This is a genomic window from Nitrospira moscoviensis, from assembly GCF_001273775.1.
GTDB classification, from domain to species: Bacteria; Nitrospirota; Nitrospiria; order Nitrospirales; family Nitrospiraceae; genus Nitrospira_D; species Nitrospira_D moscoviensis.
The window spans coordinates 1,876,385-1,893,051 of sequence record NZ_CP011801.1; the positions used below are offsets into that span (position 1 = coordinate 1,876,385).

The following is a 16,667-nucleotide window of genomic DNA, read 5'->3' on the forward strand; positions in this document are numbered from 1 at the left end:
TCGAGATCCATGATTCACCATCCCAGGCGCCAACCGCCGCTGCACATCTATCCCCCACACGAATGGGCTCTCGTGGAACGCGAGTTCATGCCGGAGTTCGTGAGCCAGGGCGAGACCATCTTCGCCCTCGGCAACGGCTATCTGGGGATGCGCGGGTGCTTCGAGGAAGGGGGGCCCATCGGGCAAAACGGCACGTTCATCAATGGGTTTTACGAATCCTGGCCGATCGTCTATCCGGAAGCGGCCTATGGCCTGGCATCGACCGGCCAGACGATCGTGGACGTGACCGACACGAAAATCATCAAGCTGTACGTGGACGACGAGGTGTTCTGGCTGCCGCACGCCCGCCTGCTGCATTTCGAGCGGCGGCTCGACATGCAGGCGGGCACGCTGGATCGCGAGGTGGTCTGGGAAACGCCGTCCGGCAAGCATGTGTCCATCAAGTCGCGCCGGCTGGTGTCGATGGCGCACCGGCACATCGCGGCCATGTCGTTTCAGGTCACGCTGCTCAACGCGGACGCGCCCATCGTTCTGTCGTCGGAAATGATCGCCAACGGGCCGTCGCCCCGCACCAACGGGACCGATCCGCGGCAGGGTAAGGTGTTTTCGGGCAAAGTCCTGCACGCCGAACAACGCGTGGTGAGGGACCACCGGATGGTCCTCTGCCACACCACCGCCAAGAGCCGCATGATCCTCGCCTGCGGCGTCGATCATCGCCTGGACGGCGGAGAGATCCTTTCGTGGCGCACGGAGGCGGCGGAGGACGTGGGCCGCTCGGTGCTGAACGTCGAGGCGCGCCAAGGCAAGCCTGTGACCCTCTACAAGTACATCGCCTATCAGACCAGCCGGACCGCGCCGCCGGAAGAAATGTGCGCGCGCGCCGAGCGCACGTTGGACCGCGCGGTGCGCATGGAGTTCGGCACGCTGCTCGACGAGCAGCGGCGGTTTCTCGACGCGTTCTGGGCCGGCAGCGACATCGAAGTCGCGCTCCGTTCGGTCCCCGGGTGCCCTTCGCCGACGGCGATGCAGCAGGCGATCCGCTTCAATCTCTTCCATGTCATGCAGGCCTCCGCCCGCGCGGAGCAGAACGGCATCCCGGCCAAAGGGCTCACGGGACAGGCGTACGAAGGCCATTATTTTTGGGACACGGAAATCTATGTCCTGCCGTTCCTGCTCTACACCGCGCCCCAGGTCGCCAAGCACGTGCTCCGCTTCCGCTACAGCCTGTTGGACATGGCTCGGAAGCGGGCCCGGGAGCTCAATCAGAAGGGCGCGATGTTTCCCTGGCGCACGATCAACGGCGAGGAGGCGTCCGCCTATTTCCTGGCGGGCACCGCGCAGTATCACATCAACGCCGACATCATCTATGCGCTCAAGAAGTACGTCGAGATTGCGGACGACGTCGAATTTCTCTTCGACGAAGGCGCGGAGATGCTGATCGAGACCGCTCGGTTGTGGCAGTCCCTGGGCTTCTATTCGCCGGACGGCCGCTTTTGCCTGCACGGCGTCACGGGGCCCGACGAGTACAACGTGCTCGTGGACAACAACGCCTACACCAGTCTCATGGCCCGCGAGAACCTGCGCTATGCGGCGGCCTGCGTCGAGCGGCTGCGCGGGGAGCGCCCGGATCGCTTCGAACGGGTCGTCCACAAGACCGGCCTCCGGTGGTCCGAAGTGTCGGAGTGGAGCCGGGCGGCGGACCGGATGTACGTGCCGTACGACCAGACGCGCGACATCACGGCGCAGGACAGCCACTTCCTGGAGCAGGAGCGCTGGGATTTCGAGCATGTGCCGCCGGACAAGTACCCGCTGCTGCTCTTCTTCCATCCGCTGACCATCTATCGGTATCAGGTCATCAAGCAGGCCGACGTCGTGCTGGCCATGCTGCTCCTGCCGCACGAGTTTCCGCCCGACCTCAAGCGGCGGAACTTCGACTACTACGATCCGCTGACGACCGGCGATTCGTCGCTCTCTCCCTGCATTCAAAGCATCCTCGCGGCGGAGATCGGCGATCTCGACAAAGCGATCGACTACGCCTGCGTGGCCACGCTCATCGATTTGGGGGACGTCGGCGGCAACGTCAAAGACGGCTGCCACATTGCCGCCATGGGCGGCGTCTGGATGCTCTATGTCTATGGGTTCGCCGGTCTCCGCGACTACGGCGGGCGGCTGCGGTTTGCTCCCCGCATGCCCGCGAGCCTGGAGAAACTCCGCTTTCGCCTGATCGTCGGCGACCGGCTCTTGGAGGTGGAGATGGAGCCGGCCGTCTCGACCTATCATCTGTGCCGCGGCCGGAACCTCCTCCTGTGGCATGAGGACAAGGAAGTCCGGCTGTCGCCCCAGACCCCCTCGGTGACCATGCCCAATACGTTTCGCTGGACGGCGGAGCCTCCCTCCGCCGAAGAGGCGGCCGCATGACCGGAGCGGCGGAGTGGAGCCGGTTCACGGCGGCGCTCTTCGACATGGACGGCGTGCTGACGCGCACCGCGTGCCTACACGCCCAGGCATGGAAGTGGCTGTTCGACGACTTCTTGCGGAGGCGGGCGGGCGCGGCGGCCTTCCGGCCGTTCGACGAGCAGGACGACTATCGGCGGTACGTCGACGGCCGGCTGCGGGAGGACGGCGTGCGGGCGTTCCTGGCTTCACGCGGCGTGGTGCTGCCGGCCGGCGGCGCCGGCGACCCGCCGGACGCGGAGACCGTCGCCGGCCTCGCGGCGCGCAAAGAAACATATTTTTCGGCGCTGCTCGATGAGCGGGGCGTCGCGGTGTACGACGACGGTGTGGCCTTTCTGCGGGCGGTGCGGGCGGCGGGCTTGCGGACGGCGGTGGTGTCCGCGAGCCGCCATTGCAAAGCCGTGCTCGCGTCGGTGGGGCTGTTGGCGGAGCTCGACGCCGTGGTCGACGGAGAGGACAGCCGCCGCTTGCGACTGCCGGGAAAACCCGATCCCGCCTCCTTCCTGGAAGCGGCGAGGCGGTTGGCCGTGCCGCCTGCCGACGGTATCGTGCTCGAAGACGCGCTGGCCGGCGTGGAGGCCGGCCAGCGCGGCGGGTTCGGTCTCGTGATCGGCGTAGACCGATCCGGCCATGCCTCGGCGCTGCGCGCGCATGGCGCCCACCTCGTCGTGTCCGATCTGCGGCGCCTGTTGCCCGCCGCAGCATCGCCCGCCGCATGATCGGCGCGCGAGGGGCTAGCCCCACTCGCCCGACCGGCTCGTCATGAACGCTGCGTCGCCGACCTCCGCCGATTCGAGCATCGGCTCCGGTTCCAGGTCCGGTTCAGGGAGCTTCCGCAAGAGCGCCAGCAAGCCGACACAGAGGAGGGAGCCGTAGAACGCCGCCGCCATGTCGCGCTGCGGGTCCCAGATGTCCCCTTGATGGCCGACCAATGCCCGTTCTAAATCGGGATGGGCGATTTGCCCGGCCCAGGCTTCGATCATTTCCCAGAACGCGCTGAAGCCGAGGATCGTGATGACGACGAGATAGGGGAGCAGCCACCCCTTCACGCCGCACCGGCGGCGGAACAGTTCGGCGAGCGGCAGGGTCAGAAAAAAGCCGAAGCTGAAGTGGACGATCCGGTCGAAGTGATTGCGGTGAAAATCGAACCATTGGTCCAGCCAGAAGCCCAGCGGAACCTTGGGATAGGTATAATGAGCGGCGACGGTATGGAGAGTGAGCCACGCCGTAATCATCACGTAGGAGGCGTTGGACAGCGGCATCCGGCGGCGGGTGCCGATGAGCACGGCGACGAACAGGACCGGCAGGATGTTCATGGTCCACCAGACTTTGTGGTCCAGCGGGTGCCACGCCATGATGGCAAACCAGGCCGCATACCATGCCAACAGCAGCGCCGGCATGACGCCGGCTTCGGACACCCGCTCGTCGTTGTACGACCGCATACGCACGCTGTACCTCCTTTGTGGGTGATGCCGCCGAACGAAAAAAGCGCAACACCATACCACATGAACGGCGCGGCGATAATTCTGGGCGCAGACCTTAAGGGCAAGCCGAAAGCCGACGCGTGGGTCGTCGGGCTCGTCGCGGCGCTCTTCGCCGCCTGCGCGGACACGCCGCCGCCGCTGACCCTTCCCGACTTGTCCATCGGGGAGCCGGCATTCATGACGACGATGCAGGCCTTCAGCGGCGCGCCGATCAGCGGCGACAACCGCGTCGACATTCTGTTGAACGGCCAGGAAACGTTTCCCGCTCTGCTGGAAGCGGTCCGCTCCGCGCAGAAGACGGTGACGTTCGAAACCTATATTTTCCGCGAAGGCGCCATCGCGGACGATCTCGTGGGCGCCTTCGTCGATCGCTGCCGGGCCGGCGTGCGGGTTTCGATCCTGTTGGATGCCCACGGCGCGGCCGACGTGCCGGCGCGCGATGTCCGCCGGCTCCGCGAGGCCGGCTGCGCGATCGTGCCGGATTTCCGGCCCTTACGGATTTGGGATTTCGAACGGAGCAACAACCGCAATCACCGGCGGATTCTGGTGGCGGACGGACGGGTGGGCATCACCGGCGGGTACGGCATCGACGACGCCTGGGACGGCGACGGCCGCACCAAAGGGCAATGGCGGGAAACCAACGTCCGGATCGAAGGTCCGGTCGTGCACGACCTGCAGGCGGCTTTTCTGGAGCACTGGCGGGAAGCGACGGGCGTCCTGCTGGGCGGCGCGGACTACTTCGCCTATCCGCCCGTGGAAGTCCGGGACCGGCCGGTCCGGGCGCAGGTCGTGCGCAGCTCACCGATGAAGGACGATTATGCGATCCACCGGATGTTCCTCCAAGCCATCCGGGCCGCACGGAAAACCGTCTACATCTCGACGCCCTATCTGTTTCCGGGAGACCAGCTGACCGCGGCGCTGCTGGAGGCCGTCCGGCGCGGCGTGGACGTGCGCATTCTGGTTCCCAGCGTGGTCCGAAGCTCAGGAGTGGAATTCATCACGCAGGCCTCGCAGCGGATCGGCTTTGCGCCGCTGCTGGAGGGCGGGGTCCTGCTGAACGAGTACGAGCCGGCGCTCCTGCACACGAAGACGATGGTCATCGACGGCCGATGGGCGACCGTCGGCAGCACGAACTTCGACAACCGTTCCATGGCGATGAACGACGAGCTGAACCTCTGTGTGTACGATGAGCGGATCGCACGGGAACTGGAAGAGGTCTTCCTGGACGACCTCCGGCATTCCAGACCCGTCACGCGCGATCGATTAGAAGAGCGCCCGCTGCTCGGCCGCCTGCTCGGCTGGCTCACCAGCCCGCTGCACGATTATTTCTAGGACACTTCGGCGGTCTATGCATGTCGATCGTCATGAACGGAGTGTTCAGGGGTGCGGGGATCAGATGCGAATGATGGGGAAGGGGTAAGGACGATAAGCAGGAAACTGGACGGGGCGGGCGCAGCGGCCCGCCCGGATCCGGTTCTGCTTCATTCGACCGAGACGACGATGCGGCGGGAGCGTTCTTTGGCCTCTTCGCTCCATGGAATGCGGATCATCAGCAAGCCGTGCTTGCAGGTGGCTTCCGCTCTGAGCGTATCGAGTCCTTCCGGCAGCGCGACGCTCCGATGGAACGCCGCATAGCGGCGGCCGGCGCCCTGGCCCCCGTTGTCCCGCCATTCGTGCTCCTGCTCGTAACTGATCTGCAGCACGCCGCTTCGGACTTGCACATCGAGCCGCTTCGGATCGAGGCCGGGCACTTCGGCGCGGATGATGACATGCTCGTCCGTCTCGGTCATGTCGAGGCCCTGACCCGCACGAGCGAAGCCGGTCTCAAAGGGCGACATCAGAAACCGATCGAACAACTGATTGATGTCGTCGCGCAAGGACATCACGTCCTGGGTTTCCACGGATTTCCGTTTCCACGGGATGATGTCTTTCAGTTTGGTCATCAATTCCATCGCATCCTCCTTCTCGTTTCGTTCGATGAAGAGCCTACCGCCCGGTAGCCTCAGGCCGCCTTCACATGCCGCTCGCCCAGGCCGCCGGAGGACCGCGGGCCGGCTTCGTCATCGGACCATGAGGCCCACACGGCCGCCGCCCACATGAACCACATCAATGCCGACAACAGTGTGATCGGAAGCATCGGATCTCACCTCCTTTCCATGGACCACTGCGCCGAGTCCGCAAAGACCGGCTGCCGGGCGCCATGGTCTGAAACGGTCCGGTGTCGCCGTGCGGCGGCCTGACGCTCCCGCCGCCAGGAAACGAAAGCGGCCACGGCGAACGCCGCGACGACGCACGCCACCATGACGAGCGAAAAGACCTCCGTCCGCGGCAATTGGGCCCATAACTCGTTCATAGATGATCGTTCCGCTTGCTGCCACGCGACACGCCGCCGTTGCAGGCGACTCTTATCCCGCGCAGGGGAACGGGCAGAGCCGAGAAAGCGAGGACACCCGCGGACGACCGACAGCTGGTCCAGGTAGCAAGCCCTTCCAACGCTCCACCCGGTCTTGCGCCGGCAGGCAAACAATAATCTTCCCTCGACGAGAGTCAAGAGGACACCCGAGGGGGAGCAAGAGCAGCAGGAGACCTACGCCTCACTGCTGTGGGGCAAGACAGGGAAGAAACGACCTATCGTCAGGCGGACAGGGTGTGTGCGGCGGCGGAGCTGTGCGCCATGAGCTCTGCGTATTGCCCGCTGCACGAGGGGCACTCCGTGTGTGAGACCCAGACTTCCCCTGCCAACAGTCCATACTTGGCCCGGTAGTCTTTCAGCGGCACCCATCGGGGAGCCGCCCCGCCGACGTCCTCATCGAGCACCTGCTCGCAGAAGCAACAGATCGGCACGACGACATACATGAGGCCCTCCACTGTTGATGTCAGGCGCGGAGTACCACGCCTATGCCCTCATCTTCAGGGGGCGGATTGTAGCGGACCTGCTGTCCGGCGCACCTAGGATTTCCCCTAGTAGCGGGCATGACCTCTTGGCCAGGGGGTCTCCCGGTATAACGCCGGGGCCGAAGCGGCTATCGTGAAGACCACCATGCTGGTACCCTTCGGCCATTCTGTCGATGTGTTGGCCGCCCATTGGTGGGCTGTGGCCGTGCGCGGCTTGGTCGGCATTCTGGTGGGGGTGGTGGCGTTCTTCCTGCCGATCCCCACGCTGATCGCCCTGGTCTATCTATTCGGCGCCTATGCGCTGCTCGACGGTCTGTTCAATCTCGTGGCGGCCTGGCGCCGCACCGGGAGCCGGCGGCCCTGGTGGGCGCTGGTGCTGTCCGGTGTGGCCGGGATCGCCGCCGCCGCCGTCAGCTTTGTGTGGCCGGGTATTACCGCGCTCGCGCTCGTCTATGTCATCGCCGCCTGGGCCTTGATTACGGGAGGGTTGCAAATCGCCGCGGCGATCAAGCTCCGCAAGGAGATGGAGGGGGAGTGGCTGCTGGCCCTGACCGGCCTCGTGTCGATTCTGCTCGGCGGCTTGCTGGCGGTGTTTCCGGAGGCCGGCGCCATCGGGCTGGTGTGGTACATCGGGGCCTTTGCCTTCCTGTCCGGCGTCCTGATGGTGGCGTTGAGTATGCGGTTGCGAGCCCGCCATGAACACACGCGGTCGGCATCCACGCCGATGGCCGCCTGACGCCGCGCCGGCCGTTCTTATTTTGCGCTGGATTTTGTCCTCCCGCTAGGCGTACAGCGTAGCGATGGCAAAGCGGCTGAGCGCCGGCATTCTGCTCTATCGCCGTCGGAGCGACGCGCTGGAAGTGTTCCTCGTCCATCCCGGCGGCCCGTTCTGGGCGAAGAAAGACGACGGCGCCTGGTCGATTCCCAAAGGGGAGTACGCGGAAGGCGACGACCCACTAGCGGCGGCCAAGCGGGAGTTTCAGGAAGAGACCGGCTTTGCGCTTGACGGCACGTTCACGCCCCTCGCGCCGGTGAAACAACCGAGCGGCAAGATCGTCTCCGCATGGGCGGTGGAGGGCGACGTCGATCCCGCTTCCCTCACGAGCAATACGTTCGAGCTCGAATGGCCGCCCAAGTCGGGGCGGCGGCGGGAGTTTCCGGAGGTGGACCGCGCCGGATGGTTCGATCTACCCGCCGCGCGCCGAAAATTGCTTCCGGGCCAACGGCCGTTGCTCGATCAATTGGAAGAACGGATTCTCCGGCGCTGGGCGGATCGCTGACCGCTCGTCACACGCCGCTCAATCGATGGACGGTCTGCGTCAGTTCATCGAGCTTGGCGAGGACGTGGGCGCGCTGGGCCGGGGTGGCTATGTGATCCAAGGCGAGGATCAGGCGCGCGATGTGCCGTTTGAGCTGTGCGGCGGCTTCCAGAAACGTCGGGTCCTCCTCCGACTCCTGTTCGAGCAGCCAAGCGCGCAGGCGGGCTCCGGTGTCGCCGTCGGTGTTCGATTCCAGCAAGGCGATCAGCCGCTCGTTCCGCTGCCGCTGGCGGGCATGGAAGAGCGGCGCCGTATCGGGGAACGCCATGGCAAGCCGGGTGACGTCCTGCTCCTGCTGGCGGGTCAGCGGGCCGAGCCACTCCGTGGCGAGCGACAGAATCCGGTCGGTCCGTTTGGCGAGCCGCGCGTCGCTGCTGTCGCGCACCGACGGCTCCTGGGCGGCGAGCCGCGCCTCGAGGGTGCGCCGGACGCGCCCGATTTGCGACGCGTCCACCAGGCGGACGAATTCGGTCCCGTCCGGCACGAAGCGGGACAAGAGATCCGCGCGCAGCTGCTCGTACTGCGTGAAGGCCCACTCGAGGTCGTCGTCCATGAGGCCGCGCTGGACGCGCGCGCGGACCTGCGACAGAACTGTTTCGTAGCGGGGCAGCGCTTCACGACGGTGGCGATCCAAAATCCGATCGAGCCGCGCCGCGACAAAGGCTTTTTGGGGGCGCGTGAGGCCGACATAGCCGTCCAGCTGGCGCGCGATCAGCCAGTCGGCATGGTTGTACATCACGGTGGTGCCGAAGGTCGTCGCGCAGCCGGCGATGATGCAGGCCATGAGGCCGGCACAGAACACTGAGGCGGCTCGTCTGGTGGCGGGAAACATAACGGGAGACATAAATGGGACGCCTTCCTGGACCGGGAGACGCTACCATAGTGGACTCCGCTCCGCTACCAGGCAAGTTCCGTAAGGCCGTGGCAGGGCCGGGTGCGCCTGGACGGGAGCGCCGCCCTTGCACTAATCTTGGGATAGTGCCCGTCCCTGGAGGCGGGTCGATCGGAGGTGGGCCATGAAAAAATGCGCCGTCCCCTTGTGCACCTGTCAGATATCCGAAGGGAAGGAGTTCTGCAGCGATGAATGCCGGAACGGGCTGCCTTCCGGCCTCTGTCATTGCCCCCACCCGGACTGCCGGGGGCGTGCCAAGTCGAAATCTTCCCGAGCGTAAGTCGGCCACCGCGCAAGGGCATCACCGTCAGATCGACCGACATACCCGCCTCCTCTGTGCCGGCTCACCCGTTGGACGGCGTCGGGCTTCCTGGCGGCTTCGAAATCTCGCGTAACAGACTGAAGACCGGTTCCGCCTCGGGGACCCGCAGGGCGAGGTCTTTCTGCGCGATGATGCCGATGCAGACGCCCCGGTCGTCCACGATCGGCATCCGCCGCACCTGGGCCTCCTTCATCCGAGCGAGACAGAGCTCGATGTCGTCCTCGGCGTGGCAGGTGACCGGGTTCGGATGGAGAATCGAGAACAGGCGCACCGATTCCGGATGTTTGCCGGGCGCCACCACATCGAGGCACAGGTCCCGATCCGTCACGACGCCCACCAATCGGTGCGTGTCCGCATCGACGACCGGGACGATGCCCACGTCTTCTTCGGACATGATGAGGGCGGCCGCCTGCGCCGTCGCCTGAGGCGTGCAGGTGGAAGGATGCGGCGTCATGACCTGCTTGCACTTCATGGGAAGCGGCTTCCGCTACAAGGTCGCGGTCCTCTATGGTATGCTGCGCGGCGATTATGACGACGACACAGGCATCGGTGGACGGCGAATTGGCGGCCGCGACGGCGCAGCGCCGGACCTTCGCCATCATCAGCCACCCCGACGCAGGGAAAACGACGCTGACGGAAAAGCTGCTGCTCTATTCGGGCATGATCCGGACGGCCGGCATGGTGCGCGGCCGCAAGGGCGGCAAAGTCACGGCATCCGACTGGATGGGCATGGAGCAGGAGCGCGGCATCTCCATCACCGCCTCGGCGATGCAGTTTCATTATAAAGACGCCGTCATCAACCTCCTCGACACGCCCGGCCACCAGGATTTTTCCGAAGACACGTACCGCACGCTGACGGCCGCGGACAGCGCGATCATGGTGATCGACGCCGCCAAGGGGGTGGAAGCCCAGACGCGGAAGCTGTTTGCCGTCTGCCGGCTGCGGCGCATCCCGGTGCTCACGCTGGTCAACAAATTGGATTTGCCCGGCCGGCCGCCGCTGGATTTGATGACCGAAGTGGAGCAGGCGCTCGACATCCAGGCGAGCGCGATCAATTGGCCGGTGGGATCGGGGAGCGAATTCGCCGGCATCGTCACGCGGGCCGACGGGCGCGTGCACCTGTTCAGCAGGACGGCGCCGGGCGGGGCGGCGAAAGTCGGTGTCGAGACCGTGCCGCTCGGGGAGCTGGCGCGGAGCGGCCGCGTGTCGGCGGACGTACTGGCGCAGGTGCGGCACGATCTGGAACTGCTCGACATCGCCGGCAATCCGTTTTCGCGCGAGCGCTTTCTCGCCGGGGAGGTCACGCCGGTCTTCTTCGCCTCCGCCCTGACCAACTTCGGCGTCGAGCATTTTCTGGACGCCTTCGTCGCACTGGCGCCGAGCCCCGGCGCCAGGCCGGCCGACGCCGAGGACGGGCGGGAGCTCACGGTCGATCCGATCGAGACCCCGTTCAGCGCCTACGTGTTCAAGCTGCAGGCCAACATGAATCCCAAGCATCGCGACAGTACGGCCTTCCTCCGCATCTGTTCCGGCCGCTTCGAGCGCGACATGGTGGTGAAGCATCACCGGCTCAATCGCGAGGTGCGCCTCGCGCGCCCCCACAGCATGGTGGCGCAGGCGCGGAGCACGGTCGAGGAAGCGTTTCCCGGGGATATCATCGGCATCATCAATCCGGGGCTCTTCGCCATCGGCGATACCATCTCGCTCACCGGCGGGTTCAACTTCAAACCGCTGCCGCAGTTCCAGCCCGAGCTGTTCGCCCGGATCCGGCCGACCGACGTGGGCAAACGCAAAGCCTTCGACAAAGGCCTGTCCCAAATGGCTCAGGAAGGCACCGTTCAGATCATGCGCAGCCTGAACGACCTCGAGTCGCTGGTCGCGGCCGTAGGACGGCTCCAGTTCGACGTGCTTCAATACCGGCTGCGCCACGAGTATCGCGTGGAGACGGTGCTCGATCAGCTTCCCTACACGTGCAGCGCCTGGCTCGACGGCGATCCGGCGACCTTCAAGCCGCCCTCCGCGTCGATGATCGTGAAGGATCAGCGCAACCGCGTCGTCGTGCTCTTCGGCGATCAGCTCATGAAAACCATCGCGCGCGACCGCAACCCCGATCATCTCTTGCGGGACATGGGCTAGCTCACCGGGGCGAGCGGCCCTGAGCCGATCACGCCGGCGGCAAGAGCAAGTAAATGATGATCGCCAAGATCGGCGCGCCGACGTACAACGCTTTCCTGCCGAACGCATCCAACAAGCCATAGGCGAGGATGGCCCAGATGAGCGTGTAATAAATCGTGGCGATGCCGCGATAGCTGGACTCCACCGCTTCTTCCGCCCAGGCGAGACCGGGCCACCACAGCAGCAGCCCCAGCATCAGGTGCAGCACGGCTTTCATGACTCCTCCTTGTGGATGGATGTGCTGTTCATCAAAAGAAAAAGAGTGTTCGCAATGGATGTGCCTGGTTGGCCCGGCGGGGCCAGGGGTTCGCCTAGTACTCGCCCGGGGGCCGGTCCAGTAGAGTGCACCCGCCATGCGCGACGAAGTGAAACAATTCATGCGGCAGTGCGAACGGCTGATCAGTCTGGCGCTCCAGACCAGGGAGCTGTCCGAGGAAGAGTGCGAGGTGATTTCCTATTACGCCAAGGAGCTGCACGAGAAAACTCATCCGTTCTGCTCCCAGGGAAATCCCGCGCACACCCGGCCCTCCGTCCCGTCGAATTGACCGGACGTCCCGGCCGCCCGGGGACCGGGCGGCCGAGCGGCGATGGCGCTACTTCTTCTTGGCCTTGCCTTCTTCCTCGACGTCAATCACCGTGCCCGACATGGAATCCACGTGGACTTCCATGATCCTGTTGTCCGCCGTCGCGATCTCCACTTCCCAAACCGGCTTGTCGTGCTTCTTTTCCAGCTCGGCTTCGATCACCTTCCCCGGCACCTTTTCAGTGGCGGTCTTGATCGCTTGATCGATCGTGATCGTCGCGTTCTGCGACATCTGCAACTTTTCCTTGGTCTCGGATTTCGCCCAGGCCGTTCCACCGAACGCCACCGCCAACCCGACCGCCAGCACCACCAGTCCTCGTCGTGTCATTGCAACCCTCCTTGCTGAATGTGGGGGACGCGCCATCGTTCCGGTCGAACAGTCTCGCCAGAATCGTGCCGGATCGTGCATGCGAGGCGGGCGCCGGAAAGAAAAAGTTGGGAGAGATTCAGCCTGGGTCGCGTACGGGCAGCCGCTTCGGAGAAGACAAGTTGCTCCGCGCGGCACAGCCTGTCCGGCGCAGGACGGGCTCGCGCCGGCGGGCCGGATGGTGCTACAAGGTCCTATGGCCGTATCGGACACCGCGGTTCGGGATCGACTGGCGCGGCAGCGGACCGAGCTCGCCAACGAGCGGACGTTGTTGGCCTACATCCGGACCGCGCTGGGGTTTTTCATTGTCGGCGTGCCGGCCGTCTGGTGGCTCGATCACCCGCATGTCCAAGGACTCGGCGTCGTGTCCTTGGCGGCCGGCGCGGCCTGTGCGGCGATCGGCGTCCGGCGGTTCCTGGCGATCAAGCGGGTCATCGCCCACGCAGCCGGCTTGGAAGAACGTCGCGAATGAAGACGGGTGGGACCGCCCTCCGCTGTCGCGCGATTTCACGGGCCCGGCCGCGACGGCGTCACGCGGACCCGATCAACGCCAGCTTGTCGGAGCGGCGCAACGCTTTGATCGCCGCTTCCCGCTTCAGCGCGGCGCTCCGCGTGCGGTGGCGTTCGCTGTACCGGAGCACGAAGGGACCTCGGCGCCTCGTATACTTGGCGCCCCGCCCCAGGCGGTGCGCGTCGAGCCGCCGCGCAAGATCGGTCGTGATGCCCGTGTAGAGGCTCGAGTCCGCGCACTCCACGACGTAGACGATCCATGCGCCGGTTCGGCGGGCGAGGCGCGGTCGTCTCCTCCTATTCGTCGGTGTGGACGCCATCGAACTGATCCAGTGATTGGCCCAGCGCGCGGCGCAGTTCTTTCAGTTCCGGCCTGCTGTCGGAGCGTGTCCGGTCTTGCACGACGCGATTGAGGGCGCGCAACGGTTCGAGAATGCGGCGGTCCGTCGTCGTGCCGAGCGCGCGGACGATTTCCGTTTGCGTCGCGACCGGCTCGTGAGGAAGCTGCGCGAGCAAGGCCGGCACGATCGGGCTGTTCGGGTGCAACGGCGCCAGGCGGCCGAGCCCCTTGATCGCCGCCAGGCGGGTCCGCGGGTCGCTGTGCCGGAGCCGGTCCAGCAAGACCGGAATACAGGCTTCGTTGCCGATGGCGCCGAGCGCGACCGCGGCCCGCTGGACCAGCTCCGGATCCTGCTCGTCCAGCGTCCGGCTCAGCGCGGGAATCGCCTCCACGGCGAACATGTTGCCGAGCAGCGTGATGATCGTCGCGCGGTGGTCGGGCGGCGTGGACGGCTGCTCGAGTACGGCCAGCAACCGATCCGGCTGCCCCCAGACGCCCGCAAGCAAGAATGGAAAGGGATCGTCGGCCAGCCGGGCAGCCAACTGCGCGAGCGCCTGCCCGCCGGCCGGGCCGTCGGCCGGTCCGTCCGCCGCATTTCTCTCGGCGTCCCCGCGGATTTCGTGCCGCCAGTCTGATGATTGGTTGTCGATCCGATACGTGATCTGACAGGCCGGGCCCTTCCACAAACGCGCGGCGGCATCCATTCGATCCGCGTCGCCTCCCGAGGTGACCGGGCCTTCCCACGTTTTGCGCTCTTCGCACTTGATTTTGACCGTCACGTCGGGCGGCCGGCCCGGCTCGTTCGCCACCCGGTACCCCAGCGCCTGAAGACGGCCGGCTGCCGCGGCGGCGATGCCGGAGGCATCGGCGCCGCCGTCAGCCGTCAAGGCGACGACGTCCAGCTCGATCCGCTCGGCGGCTTTCAAGCGCGCCTTTTGCTCGGTCGTAAACAGTTCACGGTGGGCTTGTGCCGGGCCGGCGGCGGCCAGCATCAGGGCGACGGTCGAGAGTATGGCGCAGGAACGAATCATCGGTGGTCTCGCCTCCGGTCGGTTCATGTCCGCTCCGGACAGCCGAGTACGTACCGCGCGCGCCCGGAGGCGTCCGTGGACTGGCGTGAATGAAAGGGCGGCACGTCGGCCTGCAGCCGGCGGAGCAGCGACGGGACCTTCATGGCCGCCGGTACTTCACAGAGCCAGACATGCGCGCCGGACTCCAGATCGTCGAAGTGCCGCTGGACGCGAAAACCGGGATGCTCCATGAAATACGCGGACAGGAATCCGGTCACCGCCTGTACGACCCACGGATGCTCCTTGAGGTAGGGATAGCTGAGCCACAGCTCGACTACGGCAAGGTCACGTTCATCGTCCACGCGAGGCTCCATGCGGCTGTCTTGGCCGCACTCTACCAAGTCTCGCATTGAGACCGCCACCGGGATCTGTGTATGGTACGGAAATTCCAGCGGAGGTTCGTATGACGTTGACGGCGTACAACGGGGTGTCCATTCCCTCCTTCATGTACGGGACGGCGTGGAAGAAGGAGGCCACCACCGGTTTGGTCTTGCAGGCAGTCCAGGCGGGCTTCACGGCGATCGACACGGCGAATCAGTTGATCCACTACGACGAAGCCCGGGTGGGGGAGGCCTTGCGCCGGTTGGCGGAGGAGGGCGTGCCGCGCGACCGGCTGTTTCTGCAGACGAAGTTCACCCCCGTGAACGGGCAGGACCATCGGCTGCCCTATGACGGTACGGCGCCGGTCGGGACCCAAGTGCGGCAATCGTTCGAGAGCTCCCTCGCGCATCTGCACACGGAGTATCTGGATTCGTATGTCCTGCACGGGCCGTATTACCGCCGCGGGCTGGGACCGGAAGATTGGGACGTCTGGGCGGCCATGGAGCAGCTGTACGAATCCAAGCGGACGAGAATGATCGGCGTGAGCAACGTCTCGGCCGAGCAACTCGCGCTGCTTTGCGAGCGCGCGACGCACAAACCGATGGTCGTGCAGAACCGTTGTTATGCCGCCTTCGGGTGGGACCGGGCGGTGCGGGACCTCTGCCGCGCTCACCACATCCTCTACCAGGGCTTTTCATTGTTGACGGCCAACCGCGACGTCTTCACTGAGCCGGATGTGCGGGCCATGGCGGCGAAGTACGGCGCCACGCTCGCACAGATCGTGTTCCGGTTCGCCATGCAGGTCGGCATGCTGCCCTTGACCGGCACGACCGACCCGCAACACATGAAAGAAGATCTGGAGTGCGGCCGGTTGACCCTCACGCCCGAAGACGTGCAGCGGCTCGAGACGATCGGGATGTGACAGACGGGGACGATCGGACCCATGAGCGTCGCCATCAAACGTGTCTACGAGCCGGCGGGCACGCGCGACGGGTTCCGCGTGCTGGTCGACCGTGTCTGGCCGCGCGGCATCTCGAAGGCGAGCGCCCGCGTCGACCTCTGGCTCCGCGAGATCGGTCCTTCGACCGCGCTGCGGAAGTGGTTTCAGCATGACCCGGCCCGCTGGAAGACCTTTGCGTCCCGTTACCGCGCCGAGCTCCGCGGCAAAGGCGAGCTCCTCGCGTCGCTGCGCGAACGAGCCAAGCGCGGACGAATCACCCTCTTATATTCCGCACGCGACGAACGGTTCAATCAAGCGGTGGTATTGCGGGACGTTCTCGGAAGGCCGCGGCGGGCACGCCGCACTCGACCGTCTTGAACGGGAGAGTCGTACGGCCGGTCGCCATCGTATCAACCACGACAGCCGCGCCCGGCAGGTGAATCTATTACCTCCAACAGTCCTCTCTCGGCCTTCCCCTGGTCCCCTGGGGCACAAGCCCCTAGCCGGACGGAGCCGCCCTTGGCGTAAGGCGTCGTCTGGCTCGGGGATAGGCGCTCCGCCTGACCGCCCATTCAGACAACTTGTCCGTCGCCCGGACGTTTTGTCCATACACCGTCCCCCCCGGCTGCGTGAATCCTAGAGAATGTGATCGCACCGGTCGGGTCAAAAAGGGAGCGGTTTTTGCGAAGCGTCGCGGCAGTGTCGGACAACATTTCCACAGGCACAGGAGGGAGCCGACCGTGACAGAAGAAGCGTTGCGGGACGTCATTCAGAAATGGATCATCGAGCGGAGTCCGTTGCACCAACCGGTGGACGAGACTGTGGATTTGATTGCAAGCGGGGCGCTCGACTCCATGGGATTCGTCGAATTGTTGTCCCATGTGGAGTCCTGTATCGACCGGAAACTCGATCTGCAGGAGCTCGATGCTGAGGCCTTTACCTCCATCGAAGGCCTCGTGCGGTGTGTGCTCACGCCGAAAACCCCGGTCTAAGAG

23 protein-coding genes are annotated in these 16,667 nt (G+C 65.5%); 11 read left to right on the plus strand and 12 right to left on the minus strand.

The genetic code is table 11. The features are described 5' to 3' along the window. Window positions 1-9 precede the first annotated feature (9 nt). Window positions 10-2,418: a glycoside hydrolase family 65 protein gene (locus NITMOv2_RS09225; protein ID WP_053379588.1), complete on the plus strand. Its 2,409-nt coding sequence runs from the start codon at window positions 10-12 to the stop codon at window positions 2,416-2,418. Continuing rightward, entirely contained in the window at window positions 2,415-3,173 is a 759-nt protein-coding gene (locus NITMOv2_RS09230; protein WP_053379589.1) for a beta-phosphoglucomutase family hydrolase, read from the plus strand. Before NITMOv2_RS09225 ends, NITMOv2_RS09230 begins: the two co-directional genes overlap by 4 nt. Before the next feature lie 15 nt (window positions 3,174-3,188). On the opposite strand, the gene NITMOv2_RS09235 is transcribed toward NITMOv2_RS09230, so the two are convergent. Beyond that, window positions 3,189-3,896: a DUF2238 domain-containing protein gene (locus tag NITMOv2_RS09235; protein WP_053379590.1), complete on the minus strand. Its 708-nt coding sequence runs from the start codon at window positions 3,894-3,896 to the stop codon at window positions 3,189-3,191. Window positions 3,897-3,959: 63 nt separating this feature from the next. Here NITMOv2_RS09235 and NITMOv2_RS09240 point away from each other — a divergent pair, with 63 nt between their 5' ends. After that, the gene (locus NITMOv2_RS09240; protein ID WP_053379591.1) at window positions 3,960-5,270 is read left to right on the plus strand and encodes a phospholipase D-like domain-containing protein; all 1,311 of its coding nucleotides are present in this window, start codon (window positions 3,960-3,962) and stop codon (window positions 5,268-5,270) included. Window positions 5,271-5,419: 149 nt separating this feature from the next. Here NITMOv2_RS09240 and NITMOv2_RS09245 read toward each other — a convergent pair whose 3' ends face one another. The 4 genes from NITMOv2_RS09245 to NITMOv2_RS09255 all read right to left on the minus strand — a co-directional run bounded on the left by NITMOv2_RS09245 (window position 5,420) and on the right by NITMOv2_RS09255 (window position 6,794). Next, the gene (locus tag NITMOv2_RS09245; RefSeq protein ID WP_053379592.1) at window positions 5,420-5,890 is read right to left on the minus strand and encodes an Hsp20/alpha crystallin family protein; all 471 of its coding nucleotides are present in this window, start codon (window positions 5,888-5,890) and stop codon (window positions 5,420-5,422) included. Between the two features lie 50 nt (window positions 5,891-5,940). Next, entirely contained in the window at window positions 5,941-6,075 is a 135-nt protein-coding gene (locus NITMOv2_RS24660; protein ID WP_274519516.1) for a hypothetical protein, read from the minus strand. A 6-nt stretch (window positions 6,076-6,081) separates the two neighbouring features. Beyond that, window positions 6,082-6,291: a hypothetical protein gene (locus NITMOv2_RS09250; RefSeq protein ID WP_053379593.1), complete on the minus strand. Its 210-nt coding sequence runs from the start codon at window positions 6,289-6,291 to the stop codon at window positions 6,082-6,084. Window positions 6,292-6,572: 281 nt separating this feature from the next. Then, entirely contained in the window at window positions 6,573-6,794 is a 222-nt protein-coding gene (locus NITMOv2_RS09255; RefSeq protein ID WP_053379594.1) for a hypothetical protein, read from the minus strand. A 172-nt stretch (window positions 6,795-6,966) separates the two neighbouring features. On the opposite strand from NITMOv2_RS09255, the gene NITMOv2_RS09260 reads away from it, so the two are divergent. Both NITMOv2_RS09260 and NITMOv2_RS09265 read left to right on the plus strand, forming a co-directional pair. Next, entirely contained in the window at window positions 6,967-7,569 is a 603-nt protein-coding gene (locus NITMOv2_RS09260) for an HdeD family acid-resistance protein (RefSeq protein WP_202967343.1), read from the plus strand. Between the two features lie 64 nt (window positions 7,570-7,633). Next, the gene (locus tag NITMOv2_RS09265) at window positions 7,634-8,113 is read left to right on the plus strand and encodes an NUDIX hydrolase (protein WP_053379596.1); all 480 of its coding nucleotides are present in this window, start codon (window positions 7,634-7,636) and stop codon (window positions 8,111-8,113) included. A 7-nt stretch (window positions 8,114-8,120) separates the two neighbouring features. Here the strand turns inward: NITMOv2_RS09265 and NITMOv2_RS09270 are convergent, their stop codons facing one another. Together NITMOv2_RS09270 and NITMOv2_RS09275 are read right to left on the minus strand one after the other, a co-directional pair. Then, entirely contained in the window at window positions 8,121-8,996 is an 876-nt protein-coding gene (locus tag NITMOv2_RS09270; RefSeq protein ID WP_145976254.1) for a DUF6279 family lipoprotein, read from the minus strand. 392 nt (window positions 8,997-9,388) lie between these two features. Next, window positions 9,389-9,838 (minus strand): CBS domain-containing protein, encoded by a 450-nt coding sequence (locus NITMOv2_RS09275; RefSeq protein WP_053379598.1) that lies wholly within the window; start codon window positions 9,836-9,838, stop codon window positions 9,389-9,391. A gap of 56 nt (window positions 9,839-9,894) precedes the next feature. Here NITMOv2_RS09275 and NITMOv2_RS09280 point away from each other — a divergent pair, with 56 nt between their 5' ends. After that, a complete protein-coding gene (locus tag NITMOv2_RS09280) occupies window positions 9,895-11,502 on the plus strand; it encodes a peptide chain release factor 3 (protein ID WP_053379599.1) in 1,608 nt (535 codons plus the stop codon). A gap of 28 nt (window positions 11,503-11,530) precedes the next feature. Here the strand turns inward: NITMOv2_RS09280 and NITMOv2_RS09285 are convergent, their stop codons facing one another. Next, entirely contained in the window at window positions 11,531-11,758 is a 228-nt protein-coding gene (locus NITMOv2_RS09285; RefSeq protein ID WP_053379600.1) for a hypothetical protein, read from the minus strand. Between the two features lie 136 nt (window positions 11,759-11,894). Here NITMOv2_RS09285 and NITMOv2_RS09290 point away from each other — a divergent pair, with 136 nt between their 5' ends. Continuing rightward, on the plus strand, window positions 11,895-12,086 hold the full coding sequence (locus tag NITMOv2_RS09290; RefSeq protein WP_053379601.1) for a hypothetical protein: 192 nt from the start codon (window positions 11,895-11,897) through the stop codon (window positions 12,084-12,086). A gap of 48 nt (window positions 12,087-12,134) precedes the next feature. Here NITMOv2_RS09290 and NITMOv2_RS09295 read toward each other — a convergent pair whose 3' ends face one another. Beyond that, window positions 12,135-12,452 carry a PepSY domain-containing protein gene (locus NITMOv2_RS09295; RefSeq protein ID WP_053379602.1) on the minus strand — a complete coding sequence of 106 codons (318 nt, stop codon included), beginning with the start codon at window positions 12,450-12,452 and terminating at the stop codon, window positions 12,135-12,137. 235 nt (window positions 12,453-12,687) lie between these two features. Between NITMOv2_RS09295 and NITMOv2_RS23855 the strand changes: the two genes are divergently transcribed. Next, window positions 12,688-12,963 (plus strand): DUF202 domain-containing protein, encoded by a 276-nt coding sequence (locus tag NITMOv2_RS23855; protein WP_187299416.1) that lies wholly within the window; start codon window positions 12,688-12,690, stop codon window positions 12,961-12,963. A gap of 58 nt (window positions 12,964-13,021) precedes the next feature. On the opposite strand, the gene NITMOv2_RS09305 is transcribed toward NITMOv2_RS23855, so the two are convergent. The 3 genes from NITMOv2_RS09305 to NITMOv2_RS09315 are packed head-to-tail and all read right to left on the minus strand — an operon-like array spanning window position 13,022 to window position 14,713. Next, window positions 13,022-13,321 (minus strand): GIY-YIG nuclease family protein, encoded by a 300-nt coding sequence (locus tag NITMOv2_RS09305; protein ID WP_053379604.1) that lies wholly within the window; start codon window positions 13,319-13,321, stop codon window positions 13,022-13,024. After that, on the minus strand, window positions 13,299-14,399 hold the full coding sequence (locus tag NITMOv2_RS09310) for a HEAT repeat domain-containing protein (RefSeq protein ID WP_083447894.1): 1,101 nt from the start codon (window positions 14,397-14,399) through the stop codon (window positions 13,299-13,301). The genes NITMOv2_RS09305 and NITMOv2_RS09310 overlap by 23 nt, the downstream gene beginning before the upstream one ends. Next, a complete protein-coding gene (locus tag NITMOv2_RS09315; RefSeq protein WP_053379606.1) occupies window positions 14,396-14,713 on the minus strand; it encodes a hypothetical protein in 318 nt (105 codons plus the stop codon). Before NITMOv2_RS09315 ends, NITMOv2_RS09310 begins: the two co-directional genes overlap by 4 nt. A 101-nt stretch (window positions 14,714-14,814) precedes the next feature. On the opposite strand from NITMOv2_RS09315, the gene NITMOv2_RS09320 reads away from it, so the two are divergent. The 3 genes from NITMOv2_RS09320 (at window position 14,815) to NITMOv2_RS09330 (ending at window position 16,664) form a co-directional block, all read left to right on the plus strand. Further along, the gene (locus NITMOv2_RS09320; RefSeq protein WP_053379607.1) at window positions 14,815-15,654 is read left to right on the plus strand and encodes an aldo/keto reductase family protein; all 840 of its coding nucleotides are present in this window, start codon (window positions 14,815-14,817) and stop codon (window positions 15,652-15,654) included. 21 nt (window positions 15,655-15,675) lie between these two features. Continuing rightward, complete coding sequence (locus tag NITMOv2_RS09325) at window positions 15,676-16,050, plus strand: DUF488 domain-containing protein (protein WP_053379608.1); 375 nt, start codon at window positions 15,676-15,678, stop codon at window positions 16,048-16,050. Between the two features lie 362 nt (window positions 16,051-16,412). Further along, window positions 16,413-16,664 carry an acyl carrier protein gene (locus tag NITMOv2_RS09330; RefSeq protein WP_053379609.1) on the plus strand — a complete coding sequence of 84 codons (252 nt, stop codon included), beginning with the start codon at window positions 16,413-16,415 and terminating at the stop codon, window positions 16,662-16,664. Window positions 16,665-16,667 lie beyond the last annotated feature (3 nt).

Bases quoted from the DNA above. Each gene is read 5' to 3' on its own strand.
- NITMOv2_RS09225 (WP_053379588.1), top strand. From the start codon at position 10: ATGATTCACCATCCCAGGCGCCAACCGCCGCTGCACATCTATCCCCCA.
- NITMOv2_RS09240 (WP_053379591.1), top strand. From the start codon at position 3,960: ATGAACGGCGCGGCGATAATTCTGGGCGCAGACCTTAAGGGCAAGCCG.
- NITMOv2_RS09320 (WP_053379607.1), top strand. From the start codon at position 14,815: ATGACGTTGACGGCGTACAACGGGGTGTCCATTCCCTCCTTCATGTAC.
- NITMOv2_RS09250 (WP_053379593.1), bottom strand. From the start codon at position 6,291: ATGAACGAGTTATGGGCCCAATTGCCGCGGACGGAGGTCTTTTCGCTC.
- NITMOv2_RS09295 (WP_053379602.1), bottom strand. From the start codon at position 12,452: ATGACACGACGAGGACTGGTGGTGCTGGCGGTCGGGTTGGCGGTGGCG.
- NITMOv2_RS09235 (WP_053379590.1), bottom strand. From the start codon at position 3,896: ATGCGGTCGTACAACGACGAGCGGGTGTCCGAAGCCGGCGTCATGCCG.
- NITMOv2_RS09285 (WP_053379600.1), bottom strand. From the start codon at position 11,758: ATGAAAGCCGTGCTGCACCTGATGCTGGGGCTGCTGCTGTGGTGGCCC.
- NITMOv2_RS09290 (WP_053379601.1), top strand. From the start codon at position 11,895: ATGCGCGACGAAGTGAAACAATTCATGCGGCAGTGCGAACGGCTGATC.
- NITMOv2_RS09255 (WP_053379594.1), bottom strand. From the start codon at position 6,794: ATGTATGTCGTCGTGCCGATCTGTTGCTTCTGCGAGCAGGTGCTCGAT.
- NITMOv2_RS09325 (WP_053379608.1), top strand. From the start codon at position 15,676: ATGAGCGTCGCCATCAAACGTGTCTACGAGCCGGCGGGCACGCGCGAC.
- NITMOv2_RS09270 (WP_145976254.1), bottom strand. From the start codon at position 8,996: ATGTCTCCCGTTATGTTTCCCGCCACCAGACGAGCCGCCTCAGTGTTC.
- NITMOv2_RS09230 (WP_053379589.1), top strand. From the start codon at position 2,415: ATGACCGGAGCGGCGGAGTGGAGCCGGTTCACGGCGGCGCTCTTCGAC.
- NITMOv2_RS09275 (WP_053379598.1), bottom strand. From the start codon at position 9,838: ATGAAGTGCAAGCAGGTCATGACGCCGCATCCTTCCACCTGCACGCCT.
- NITMOv2_RS09245 (WP_053379592.1), bottom strand. From the start codon at position 5,890: ATGGAATTGATGACCAAACTGAAAGACATCATCCCGTGGAAACGGAAA.
- NITMOv2_RS09305 (WP_053379604.1), bottom strand. From the start codon at position 13,321: ATGGCGTCCACACCGACGAATAGGAGGAGACGACCGCGCCTCGCCCGC.
- NITMOv2_RS24660 (WP_274519516.1), bottom strand. From the start codon at position 6,075: ATGCTTCCGATCACACTGTTGTCGGCATTGATGTGGTTCATGTGGGCG.
- NITMOv2_RS09265 (WP_053379596.1), top strand. From the start codon at position 7,634: ATGGCAAAGCGGCTGAGCGCCGGCATTCTGCTCTATCGCCGTCGGAGC.
- NITMOv2_RS09280 (WP_053379599.1), top strand. From the start codon at position 9,895: ATGACGACGACACAGGCATCGGTGGACGGCGAATTGGCGGCCGCGACG.
- NITMOv2_RS23855 (WP_187299416.1), top strand. From the start codon at position 12,688: ATGGCCGTATCGGACACCGCGGTTCGGGATCGACTGGCGCGGCAGCGG.
- NITMOv2_RS09310 (WP_083447894.1), bottom strand. From the start codon at position 14,399: ATGAACCGACCGGAGGCGAGACCACCGATGATTCGTTCCTGCGCCATA.